At 62.9% G+C, this 10,484-nt stretch carries 12 protein-coding genes; 7 read left to right on the top strand and 5 right to left on the bottom strand.

The window, feature by feature from the left end:
- The first annotated feature begins 236 nt into the window (after nt 1–236).
- The 3 genes from CRO06_RS09210 to CRO06_RS09200 all read left to right on the top strand — a co-directional run bounded on the left by CRO06_RS09210 (nt 237) and on the right by CRO06_RS09200 (nt 2,293).
- The gene (locus tag CRO06_RS09210; RefSeq protein WP_022996912.1) at nt 237–596 is read left to right on the top strand and encodes a YciI family protein; all 360 of its coding nucleotides are present in this window, start codon (nt 237–239) and stop codon (nt 594–596) included.
- Between the two features lie 65 nt (nt 597–661).
- Complete coding sequence (locus tag CRO06_RS09205; protein WP_022996913.1) at nt 662–1,927, top strand: RNA polymerase sigma factor; 1,266 nt, start codon at nt 662–664, stop codon at nt 1,925–1,927.
- Between the two features lie 21 nt (nt 1,928–1,948).
- On the top strand, nt 1,949–2,293 hold the full coding sequence (locus tag CRO06_RS09200) for a YciI family protein (RefSeq protein ID WP_022996914.1): 345 nt from the start codon (nt 1,949–1,951) through the stop codon (nt 2,291–2,293).
- On the opposite strand, the gene CRO06_RS09195 is transcribed toward CRO06_RS09200, so the two are convergent.
- The 3 genes from CRO06_RS09195 to CRO06_RS09185 all read right to left on the bottom strand — a co-directional run bounded on the left by CRO06_RS09195 (nt 2,294) and on the right by CRO06_RS09185 (nt 4,675).
- On the bottom strand, nt 2,294–2,800 hold the full coding sequence (locus tag CRO06_RS09195; protein ID WP_233917793.1) for an SRPBCC family protein: 507 nt from the start codon (nt 2,798–2,800) through the stop codon (nt 2,294–2,296). It lies immediately after the preceding gene.
- A gap of 42 nt (nt 2,801–2,842) precedes the next feature.
- On the bottom strand, nt 2,843–3,754 hold the full coding sequence (locus CRO06_RS09190) for a recombination-associated protein RdgC (RefSeq protein ID WP_026948423.1): 912 nt from the start codon (nt 3,752–3,754) through the stop codon (nt 2,843–2,845).
- A gap of 93 nt (nt 3,755–3,847) precedes the next feature.
- A complete protein-coding gene (locus CRO06_RS09185; protein ID WP_022996917.1) occupies nt 3,848–4,675 on the bottom strand; it encodes an arylamine N-acetyltransferase family protein in 828 nt (275 codons plus the stop codon).
- Nucleotides 4,676–4,916: 241 nt separating this feature from the next.
- Here CRO06_RS09185 and CRO06_RS09180 point away from each other — a divergent pair, with 241 nt between their 5' ends.
- Entirely contained in the window at nt 4,917–6,542 is a 1,626-nt protein-coding gene (locus CRO06_RS09180) for a long-chain-fatty-acid--CoA ligase (protein ID WP_022996918.1), read from the top strand.
- Between the two features lie 7 nt (nt 6,543–6,549).
- On the opposite strand, the gene CRO06_RS09175 is transcribed toward CRO06_RS09180, so the two are convergent.
- Complete coding sequence (locus tag CRO06_RS09175; RefSeq protein ID WP_026948421.1) at nt 6,550–6,867, bottom strand: antibiotic biosynthesis monooxygenase family protein; 318 nt, start codon at nt 6,865–6,867, stop codon at nt 6,550–6,552.
- Between the two features lie 195 nt (nt 6,868–7,062).
- Between CRO06_RS09175 and CRO06_RS09170 the strand changes: the two genes are divergently transcribed.
- The 3 genes from CRO06_RS09170 to CRO06_RS09160 all read left to right on the top strand — a co-directional run bounded on the left by CRO06_RS09170 (nt 7,063) and on the right by CRO06_RS09160 (nt 9,798).
- Nucleotides 7,063–7,665, top strand: coding sequence for an outer membrane beta-barrel protein (locus CRO06_RS09170; protein WP_022996920.1), 603 nt, complete (start codon nt 7,063–7,065; stop codon nt 7,663–7,665).
- 112 nt (nt 7,666–7,777) lie between these two features.
- Nucleotides 7,778–8,455, top strand: a complete 678-nt coding sequence (locus tag CRO06_RS09165; protein ID WP_022996921.1) for a response regulator — start codon at nt 7,778–7,780, stop codon at nt 8,453–8,455.
- Nucleotides 8,452–9,798, top strand: coding sequence for an ATP-binding protein (locus CRO06_RS09160; protein ID WP_022996922.1), 1,347 nt, complete (start codon nt 8,452–8,454; stop codon nt 9,796–9,798). The genes CRO06_RS09165 and CRO06_RS09160 overlap by 4 nt, the downstream gene beginning before the upstream one ends.
- Here CRO06_RS09160 and CRO06_RS09155 read toward each other — a convergent pair.
- The gene (locus tag CRO06_RS09155) at nt 9,795–10,484 is read right to left on the bottom strand and encodes an alpha/beta fold hydrolase (protein ID WP_097058292.1); all 690 of its coding nucleotides are present in this window, start codon (nt 10,482–10,484) and stop codon (nt 9,795–9,797) included. The genes CRO06_RS09160 and CRO06_RS09155 overlap by 4 nt on opposite strands.

Raw genomic sequence — 10,484 nt, 5'->3', positions numbered from 1 at the left:
CGCCCGCACCGCCTTCGCCCTGATGAAGCAGCAACAAGAATATTGCCCCGCAAAGCTCTTTTAAGCGTTGCAGGGCACCATAGAATCTCCCACAGCGGCGTTGTAGCGGCCCCGCGACAGGCTTGGGACTTAACGTCACGGCGATTGTGGGATACCACTGGTGGTTTGATCGCTGTCGAATTCTGCTTTCCCCGGACGATTACTCAAGGACAGCCGGGCGGGAAACGGGAGCGCCGATGAAGTACCTGTGTCTGATTTACGTGAACGAAGACGCACTGGAACGCCTGCCGGCGGATGAGCGGCGGGCGTTGCATGACAGCGCCCGGGCGTTACGCCAGCAATTGCGCCAGCATCAAAGACTGCACGCCAGCGGCACGGTGGCCTCCACACTTACCGCCACCACCCTGCGATACCGTAATGAACGGCGGCAGATCGAACCGGGACCGGCCACGGAAGGCCCGGTGCAGCTGGCCGGCTGGCTGGTGCTGGAGGCGGCCCATTTGGATGAAGCCCTGGCCCTGGCAGCCCATCTGCCCGCCTGCCGGCTTGGCGCGGTGGAGGTGCGGCCGGTCACGACAGCGGAGGAAACCCCATGATGCGATCGGCGGTTGTTGTTAGCATGAAGACCACCCCAAAGCCCCGGCAAGCTCAGGAGCGACGCATGGACAGCCCCGCCTCACCGGCGCTGCAACGTCAGGTGGCCTCTCTGTACCAGGCGGAGTCCCGCCGGGTGCTGGCCACGCTCATCCGTCTGCTGGGCGATTTCGATCTGGCCGAGGAGGCTCTGCAGGACGCCTTCATCGCCGCCATGGAGCAATGGCCACGGGACGGCATTCCCGAACAGCCCCGGGCCTGGCTGGTCTCCACCGGCCGCTTCAAGGCCATCGACACCCTGCGCCGACGGGCCCGCTTCGACGCCTCCCAGGAGGAGATCGCCCGGCGCCTGGAAAAGGACGTGCCGCCGCCCGGCGAGGAAGAAGAGCTGGAAGATGACCGCCTGCGGCTGATCTTCACCTGCTGCCACCCGGCGCTGCCCGCCGACGCCCGGGTGGCGCTGACCCTGCGGGAAGTGTGCGACCTCACCACCGAGGAAATCGCCAGCGCCTATCTGGTGGCCACGCCGACCATGGCGCAACGCATCGTGCGCGCCAAGAACAAGATCCGCCAGGCCGGCATTCCCTATCAAGTGCCGGAACGGCAGGAGCTCAACGAACGGCTCGACTCCGTACTGCAGGTGATTTATCTGGTCTTTAATGAGGGGTATTTCGCCTCTTCCGGCGAGAACCTGACGCGTCCGGATCTGTCCCGCGAGGCCATCCGGCTCGGCGCCTTGCTGGTGGAATTGCTGCCCGAATCCGAAGCCCGTGGCCTGCTGGCGCTGATGCTGTTGATCGAGGCCCGGCGCCCGGCGCGCCTGGATCATCAGGGCGATCTGATCTTGCTGGAAGACCAGGACCGATCATTGTGGGACCAGGAGCTGATTCAACAGGGCACCGCCCTGGTGGAGCGCGCTCTGGGCGAAGGCCGGTTCGGTGCCTATACATTGCAGGCCGCCATCGCCGCGGTGCACGGCGAAGCCGCCAGCGCCGACCAGACCGACTGGCCGCAGATCGTCGGCCTCTACGACGTTTTGTTGCGCACCAGCCCGTCACCGGTTATCGAATTGAACCGGGCGGTGGCGGTGGCCATGCGGGATGGCTGGGAAGCCGGCCTGAAACTGGTGGATGAGCTGCTCGCCGACGGTCAATTGGACGGCTATCTGCCAGCCCGGGCCGCCCGCGCCGATCTGCTGCGGCGGCTGGGCCGCCACCAGGATGCGCTGCGGGTCTACCAGGAGGCTCTGACACTGAGCCGCCAGGGAGCGGAGCGGCGCTTGTTGGAAAAACGGGTGGCGGAGCTGTCCTCTGCCACCCCATCTTCGTTATAACGCCCTGTTGAGGATCAATCGATGAAATACCTGTGCCTGGTCTACTGCGAGGAAGAAAAACTGCACGGCCTGCCGGAAAGCCCGGAAGACGCTGAATGCGAGGCGTACTGCGAGACCGTGGAGGCCAGCGGCCAGTTGGTGGCCGCCGAAGCCCTGGAACCGGTCAATACCGCGGTCACCGTGCGCATGCATCAAGGCACCACCTCGGTGACCGACGGCCCCTTCGCTGAAACCAAGGAGCAACTGGCGGGGTTCTACCTGATCGACGCCCGCGACCTGAATCAAGCGATCCAGCTCGCGGCACGGATTCCCGCGGCGCGGGTGGGTTGCGTGGAGGTGCGGCCGGTACGGCAGCTGCAACCCTGATTAAAGCCGCAGCCGGCTCAGACCGCGCTCGATGCCGCGTTGCAGCCCGGCCTTGATAAGCGGCCCCACCAGCGGCAATTTGCCCTGGAAAGTGATCACGTAATGCAGGCGGCTGCCGCCGTCCGGTTGCGCGGAGAAACTCATCACACCCTGGTGGTTCTTCAGCGGGCTGCCCTTGCTGATGCGGTAGGCGATCCGTTCGTTGGGCACCACTTCGGTCACGGTTTCCTCGAACGGCGGCGCCAGCAGGATACGCATACGGCGCACGGAACCGACACCGTTGGGGGTGTCCTCGCCATCCTTGATCCGCCGGATTCTGGCCGGCGCGAAAATCAGCTCCAGGTTTTCGTGATCACTGAGGAAGTCGAACAGTTTCTCCACCGGAAACGGAAAGCTCCGGTTAATCTCTATACGTTGCATGGCACCCACCCGTAAGAAGAAGTCCCCGAGGGCGACGGCATGGGTGCCGTCGCCCTGGTTCAAGGCGTTCCATTGTTGTGACCCCACGCGGGTAATCACAGGTCCGCTCGGGCCATTGCGGGCGCCGTATCAGGCCGCGTCGGCTTTTACCTGAAAGTATTGGTAGATGCCGTCCAGCAAATTGCGCAAGGCATTACCCTGCAAACTGATGCGTGCCATCAGCTCCGCCACCGCATCGTCCGCCTCCATGCCGTCCAGATTCTCCTGGAACTGATCCAGCGCCTTGATGCGTTTCAGGTCCAGGCCGTCGGTCAGATCGAACTCCAGTTGATCATTCCAGGACAGGTTCACCCGCACCGGCACCATGTCGGTGTCCAGATGAGCCAGGATCTCCTCGCGGCCCAGATCCACCGCGGTGAAACGCACGCTGGCCCCCTCGCCTTTCACATCCTTCAGCTCGCAGCGGTCACCAAGCCCAAAGTCCTCCGGCAATTGCCGGTGGTCCCGTAACCAGCCCGCGAACGCGGTGGTCGGCGCGCTTTCGCCACCGGCATGGGTCACCGGCAGCGATCCCAGCGCCTCACGCAGCGCCGACACCACCTGCTCGGCACGGGTGGAGGAGGAACTGTCGACCAGAATCCGGCCGCGCTCCAGATCGATCAACACGCCGGTGCGGCGGGAGCGGGTGAACGCCCTCGGCAGCAGCTCAAAGGTAATCTGTTCCTTGAGTTCCGCCCGCTCCTTGCGGCCCACGCGACGATCATCACGCTCCTGGATCTGCTCCACCCGTTCGTCCAGTTCCTCCTTGATCACCGGGCCGGGCAGCAAACGGGTGATTTCCTGGTGCACGCAGTAGACGAACCCTTCCACCGCGAACACCATCCGTTCCTCACCCTTCAGCGGCGGCACGAAGCCCTCGCTGCTCGGGGACTGGCTACCGCAGGGTTGACAACGGGCGTTCTCCAGCTGGGCCTCCAGCTCCGACACCGGCCAGGTAAAAGGGTCCTTGGCACTAAACACCGTCAGATTCTTGATCCACATAACGTTCTACTCTCGGGGCGATCCTTGGGGGAAACCGGCAACACTAACCAAGGGAAGCCAAGGCCTCAAGCACGGATAGTCGCCGGCGAGACATCAGCCCGCCCCGGCCGCCAGCAAGTCCGCCACCCGCCGCTCCAAAGCCGGGTGATCCGGGAGCCGCAAACCGATTTCCTGCTCCAGTACCGCCAGCACTTCCGCCACGCTGCTCAGCGTCCGCCGCTGACGCTCTCCCCCTGGCGGGTAGATCGACAGGCGCTGGTTATTCAGGTTCCGGCGGCCGTCCGCATCCGCCCGGCAGGCCACCAGGTTGGTGACGAAATGGGATTGCGGGTGGTGCGACAGATACCAGCTGGCCATTTCGTAGTCCGCCTGCCACAGCTCTCGCAAATCGAACCGGTACAGGGTTTTCCAGCCATTCCCCGCGTAGGCCTCGAGCAGGAAATGATCATTCAGGTGCAGCACGCGATAGGGCTCGTGGGCGGTCTCCTGCGGTCCTACACGGTCCAGGCGCAGAGGCGCGGTGGGGGTCAGGGCGCCGAATCCGGTGTCCACCAGATAATCCACCTCGTCCAGGGTGACCCGCAGCAGCATATGGGACACCGCCGGCCGCGCCGTGTAGGGCTGCTCCCACAGTACTCGCGCCCCCAGACCGCTGACCTGAAACCCCAACTGTTCGAGGATGTTCTTGAACAGCAGGTTGTGCTCGTAACAATAACCGCCCCGTTTCTGGTCAATCAGCTTGCGCTCCAGCCCCCGCGGGGACAGCTCCACCTCCAGACCGAGAAACGGTGACAAGTTCTCGAAGGGGATGGTGGCGATGTGCCGCCGTTGCAGCTCCGCCAGCAGCGACAGCCCCGGCGTGCGCGGGCCGCGATAGTCGATTCGCTCCAGATAGGCATTGAGATCCACCCGATTGGTCATTGCGTCCACTCCTTCCTCTTGGTCTGATAGGGCATCAAGGTATCGAGGGGCCAAGGCTAGGACCTCAACCGTGCTTAAGGTAAAGCGGCGGATGGCTGGTTTTGCCTATCGCCACGAAAGGTCAACCCGGCTTATTCAAATAAAGGGCCAAATCGCGCCTAAATGCCTGCGCCCTGACGCAACCCATTGTCGAAGAACCAACCAACCGTAAAAACAACAAGCCAGCTCCGGGAGAACAACAATGCTTGGCCAAATGATGCAACAGCCGCTGCTGATCAGCAGCCAGATCACCCATGCCGCCCGTTACCATGGCGACGCCGAGATCGTCTCGGTGGAGACCACTGGCGGCGTGCACCGCACCACCTGGGGCGAAGTGGAACAACGTTCACGTCAGTTGGCTTCCGCGCTGCTGCAACTGGGACTGGACCATTGCGACCGGGCCGCCACCCTGGCCTGGAATAACTATCGCCACCTGGAAGTCTATTTTGGTGTCTCCGGCGCCGGCCTGGTCTGCCATACCATCAATCCCCGGCTGTTCCCTGAGCAGCTGGTGTACATCTTCAATCACGCCGAGGACAAGGTCCTGTTCATCGACAAGACCTTCCTGCCGCTGATCGCCGCCATCCGCGACAAGCTGGATCACCTGAAACATATCGTGTTGATGGGGCCGGTGGACGAGGAAGCGGAAAAGCAGGTTCCCGGCATCATCGGCTATGACGACCTGGTGGCCCGGGGCGAGCGGAATTTCCGCTGGCCGGAGTTCGATGAGAACACCGCTTCCAGCCTGTGCTATACCTCCGGCACCACCGGCAACCCCAAGGGCGCGCTCTATTCGCACCGCTCCACGGTGCTGCATTCCTACGCCGTGGTGATGCCCGACAGCCTGGGACTCAGCGGGCGGGACTGCATCATGCCGGTGGTTCCAATGTTCCATGTGAACGCCTGGGGAATCCCCTATGCCGCCGCCATGGTCGGCGCCAAACTGGTGCTGCCCGGGCCGAACCTGGATGGCGACAGCCTGAAAAACCTGATCAACGAGCATCAGGTGACCCTGGCCGCCGGTGTGCCGACCCTGTGGCAGGGCCTGATCGGCTCACTGAAGAAGAGCGGCGAGAAAGTCCCCAGTCTGAACCGCACCGTGATCGGCGGCTCCGCCTGCCCGCCTTCGATGATCGCCACTTTCCGCGACGACTATGACGTCGACACCCTGCACGCCTGGGGCATGACCGAGATGAGCCCGATCGGCTCGGTCAGCACTCTGCTGCACAAGCACCTGAGCCTGTCGGCGGACGAGCAGGCCGCGGTGCGCGCCAAGCAGGGCCGTCCGCCATTCGGCGTGGCGTTGAAAATCATGGACGACGACGGCAACGACCTGCCCAACGACGGCGAGGCCCAGGGCAATCTGTACGCTCAGGGACACTGGGTCATTGATGCCTATTTCAACGTCGACACCCCGGCGCCGCACCGCGATGGCTGGTTCCCCACCGGAGACATCGCCACCCTCGACGGTAACGGTATTCTCACCATCAAGGACCGCTCCAAGGACGTGATCAAATCCGGCGGCGAGTGGATCAGTTCGGTGGAACTGGAGAACCTGGCCATGGGCATGGACGAACTGGCCGACGCCGCGGTGATCGCCGCCCGCCACGCCAAATGGGATGAGCGCCCCTTGCTGATCGCGGTCAAGGCGGAAGGCCAGAACCCCTCGGAGCAGGACATCCTGGCCGGCTTCGAAGGCAAGGTGGCCTCCTGGCAGATCCCCGATGCGGTGGTGTTCGTGGAACAACTGCCCCGTAATGCCACCGGCAAGGTGCTTAAGAACAAGCTCCGTGATGAGTTTGGCGATACCCTGCTGAACCAGGGCTGAACAGGCCCTAATCCCGCCGGGGCGGCAGCACCTGCCACTCCGGCTCCTCGAACTCACCGATCACGGTGATCTCACAGGTACGGGCGTGTTTTTCCAGGATACCGCGCACGATCTCGCTGCGCCGGTCATCCTTGGCGTCCCGGTGGGCCTTGGATTCCCAATGGGCAATGGCCAGCAAGGTGTCCGGCTCACCGATCTTGCGGTGCAAGTAGGTGCCGCGGGCTCCGGGAGCCTGCTGGATAATTTCACTGGCCTCGGTCCACGCCTCGGCGTACTCCGCCACCGTATAACCCGGCTTCATTCTCACTTCGAAAATAAACTTCATGGTTGCTCCCTCCCTCACAGGAGATCCGCTCCCCGTGATTCCCGTCGCCGTGCCGGCCGGTTCGCGCGCACGGTATTCGCCGCACTTTCTGACTTCCGTTCAAGTTCCGTTCAGGAAGGCGACAGGCTCGGTTCAGGATGACCTCTTTATGCTGACTTCATCGTTAAACAGTGTCAGCAACAAAGGATCAAAGCCATGAAAACATTCGGGAAACTGGTATTGGGCAGCACACTGGTCGGTGCTATCGGTCTGGCTCAGGCCGCCGACCATTTCGGCGGTGTCACCTGGGGTGAAACCAGTAACAACATGCAGAAATCCCACTCACTGAACGCGCAGTTGAATGATCCTGACCTGGACGGCGCCATCAAAAACAGCGGCACCTGGGGCGTGCGTCTGGGCACCGTCGAAGATAACGCCCGCTTCTACGTCACCTATGACTATGCCTCCGATACCCGGCACCAGTACAAACTGCGCCAGCAGAACCTGTTGGGCAGCTATGACGCCCTGCTGCCAGTGGGCGACCACGGCACCCAGCTGTTCGGCGGCGTAAGCGCCGGTCTGGTCAGCCTGGAACAGGAAAGCCGTGGTTTCCACCGGGATCGTGACGTGGGCCTGGCCGGCGGTGTGCAGGCCGGTATTATTCAGAATCTCGGCTACAACGTGGCGCTGGAAGGCGGCTACCGCTACCTGCGCACCAGCGCCGACGTGCAACTGAAGGAACGCGGCGTGGGCAATGCCGGTCGTGCCGATCTGCACAGCAGCGAACAGTTCTATGTCGGCGTAAACTATCGGTTCTGATCGACATCGAACACCGGGGCAATGCCCCCTGAAGGGCGGCACCGCTCGCTGCCGTGCCGCCCAGTACCCCCTCTCGCCGGCCCCGCGCCGGCGAGGCATTATCGGAGGCCCCATGAAACTGCTGGTGGTGGAAGACGAGGCGTTACTGCGCCACCATCTGTACAGCCGTCTGGGCGAGCAGGGTCACGTGGTGGATGCGGTGGCCGACGCCGAAGAGGCGCTGTACCGGGCCAGGGAATACCATCATGACCTGGCCATCGTCGATCTCGGATTGCCCGGCATGGGTGGTCTGGACCTGATTCGCGAGATTCGCCATCAGGGCTGGAATTTCCCCATTCTGATTCTTACCGCCCGCGGCAACTGGCAGGACAAGGTGGAAGGGCTGGCCGCCGGCGCCGACGATTACGTGGTCAAACCCTTCCAGTTCGAGGAGCTGGAAGCACGTCTGAACGCATTGTTGCGCCGCGCTTCCGGGTTCGTGCAATCGACCATCGAGGCCGGCCCGTTGGTGCTGGATCTGAATCGGCGTCAGGCTCGTGTCGGCGAACACAGCCTGGCGCTGACCGCCTACGAATACCGTATCCTCGAGTATCTGATGCGCCATCATCAACAAGTGGTCAGCAAGGACCGGCTGATGGAACAGTTATACCCCGACGATCAGGACCGTGACCCCAATGTGATCGAAGTGCTGGTCGGGCGCCTGCGCCGCAAGCTGGACCAGTCCGGAGACTTCCGCCCGATCGAAACGGTACGCGGCCAGGGGTACCTGTTCATCGAGCGTTGCCGGTGAAACGGTCGCTGCGCCTGCGATTGATGCTCGGCGCCGCCACCCTGGCGGTGCTGTTCATCATCGCTCTGCAACAGGCTCTGCAGCAGGCGTTCAGCCTGGCACTGGAAGACACCATCGAACAGCGCCTGGCCGCGGACGTCAGCACCCTTATTTCCGCCGCCCGGGTGGAAGATGGCCGCTTGCACATGCCGGATCATTTACCCGACGAGGAATTCACCCTCCTCGACAACAAGCTGTTTGGCTTTATCTACGACCGCGACGGCCATCTGCTTTGGCGCTCCGCCTCCACCCACGATCTGAACATCGATTATCTGCCCCGCTATGATGGCGACAAGAACCGGGAGTTGCACCGCGTTCGTGACGCCAACGGCGTCAAGCTGTTCGTCTACGATATGGAAATCGATCTGCTGCGGGGCGAGGATGCCGCTTACAGTATCGTCACCGTGCAACCGTCCCGGGACTACGACGCCATGCTGTCCGGCTTGCGCAAGCAGCTTTACGTCTGGCTCGGCGGTGGCCTGCTGGTATTGCTGGTGTTGCTGTGGCTGGGCCTGACCTGGGGTTTCCGTACTCTGCGCGGTATGAAAGAGGAATTGGACCAGGTGGAAAGCGGCGAACGGGAGCGGCTCAGCGAGGACCACCCCCGGGAACTGCTGCGTCTGACCCGTTCACTGAACCGCTTGCTCGACAGCGAACGGCTGCAACGGGAGCGCTACCGGGATTCCCTGGCGGATCTGGCCCACGGCCTGAAAACACCACTGAGCCTGCTCCAGGCGGTGGGTGAAACGCTGTCCTCCCGTCAGCAAAACCGGGAGCAGGTGGAAATCATGGGTAATCAGATCGAGCGCATGAACCAACAGATCGGTTTTCAGCTGCAGCGGGCCTCGCTGCGCCGCAGCGGCCTGATCCGTCACCAGGTGGCGCTGGCGCCACTACTGGATACCCTGGAAACCGCGCTGGACAAGGTGCACCACGGCAAACAGGTCACTCTGGAGCGAGCCCTTCCCGATCACTTCACTCTGCCCCTGGAGCAAGGCGCCTTGCTGGAAGTACTCGGCAATCTTCTGGAAAACGGCTATCGCCTCTGTCTCAGCCGGGTACGCGTCAGCGCCCGGCGGCTCAGCGACGGCGACATCCTGGTGGTGGAAGACGACGGCCCCGGCGTCGCCGAGGACCAGCGCGAACGTATCCTGCGACGGGGCGAGCGGCTGGATACCCGCCATCCCGGTCAAGGGCTGGGCCTGGCGGTGGTCAAGGACATCCTCGACAGCTACTCATCGACCCTGACCCTGGACGATTCCCCCCTCGGCGGCGCCCGCTTCACGTTGTTCTTTCCTCGCTAACCGCAAGCCGGGAACCACGCTCTTACGGCGTCCATGATTATGTCCGCGCACCGCTCCGGTCTCGCCTGAAGAATAAAGTGAGGCCCGCCAAGCTCGACAACGTCCAGGTTCGCAAAGGATGCCCTGAACTGCGCCGTCACGTCGCTTACCAGAACATCATTTCGAGGCCGAAGGTACAGCGCCGGCACCGTGAACCGGTGCCTTTCAAAGCGCATGCCCGCTATCTGCCCGAGCCTTTGCCCAAGCACCTTTCGCGGTACCGGCCTTACCGCCTGCCGGAACCGCGTAATCGTTTCATCGGACGCCTGCCGCCCCATCAGGAACCAGCGGATCGCCAACGACGAAGCGGGTAACGCCAGCAGTGCTTTGATCGGCAAGGCAGCCGCCAGCCTGGGGAGCAGCCAGCCGGGCCTGGAAAGAAAAGACGCCACGAAAATAACCGCCTTGAGATTGGGATCCCCCCGTAACAGGAGGGTTTCCGCGATCTTCCCGGAAAAGGACTCCGCCAGCATTACATAGTCGCTTTGGGGCAGCCGCGAGGCGATATGCCGGGCAAGGCGGTCGATATCCTGCGGCCCGGCGTGCGGCAGCGGAATCACCTCGCATTCCAACGAGGTCAGATGCGCCAGTACGTCGCGAAAAAGCAGACCGGTTCCATCCATGCCCGGCAACAGCACCAGCTTCAT

The sequence above is a fragment of the Alloalcanivorax xenomutans genome, assembly GCF_900217905.1.
GTDB classification, from domain to species: domain Bacteria; phylum Pseudomonadota; class Gammaproteobacteria; order Pseudomonadales; family Alcanivoracaceae; genus Alloalcanivorax; species Alloalcanivorax xenomutans.
This window is presented reverse-complemented; position numbering and strand designations above follow the sequence as displayed.

Excerpts from the sequence above, each read along its gene's own strand:
- CRO06_RS09210 (WP_022996912.1), top strand. The coding sequence starts at position 237 with ATGAAGTACCTGTGTCTGATTTACGTGAACGAAGACGCACTGGAACGC.
- CRO06_RS09205 (WP_022996913.1), top strand. The coding sequence starts at position 662 with ATGGACAGCCCCGCCTCACCGGCGCTGCAACGTCAGGTGGCCTCTCTG.
- CRO06_RS09170 (WP_022996920.1), top strand. The coding sequence starts at position 7,063 with ATGAAAACATTCGGGAAACTGGTATTGGGCAGCACACTGGTCGGTGCT.
- CRO06_RS09190 (WP_026948423.1), bottom strand. The coding sequence starts at position 3,754 with ATGTGGATCAAGAATCTGACGGTGTTTAGTGCCAAGGACCCTTTTACC.
- CRO06_RS09180 (WP_022996918.1), top strand. The coding sequence starts at position 4,917 with ATGCTTGGCCAAATGATGCAACAGCCGCTGCTGATCAGCAGCCAGATC.
- CRO06_RS09185 (WP_022996917.1), bottom strand. The coding sequence starts at position 4,675 with ATGACCAATCGGGTGGATCTCAATGCCTATCTGGAGCGAATCGACTAT.
- CRO06_RS09165 (WP_022996921.1), top strand. The coding sequence starts at position 7,778 with ATGAAACTGCTGGTGGTGGAAGACGAGGCGTTACTGCGCCACCATCTG.
- CRO06_RS09200 (WP_022996914.1), top strand. The coding sequence starts at position 1,949 with ATGAAATACCTGTGCCTGGTCTACTGCGAGGAAGAAAAACTGCACGGC.
- CRO06_RS09175 (WP_026948421.1), bottom strand. The coding sequence starts at position 6,867 with ATGAAGTTTATTTTCGAAGTGAGAATGAAGCCGGGTTATACGGTGGCG.
- CRO06_RS09155 (WP_097058292.1), bottom strand. The coding sequence starts at position 10,484 with ATGAAGCTGGTGCTGTTGCCGGGCATGGATGGAACCGGTCTGCTTTTT.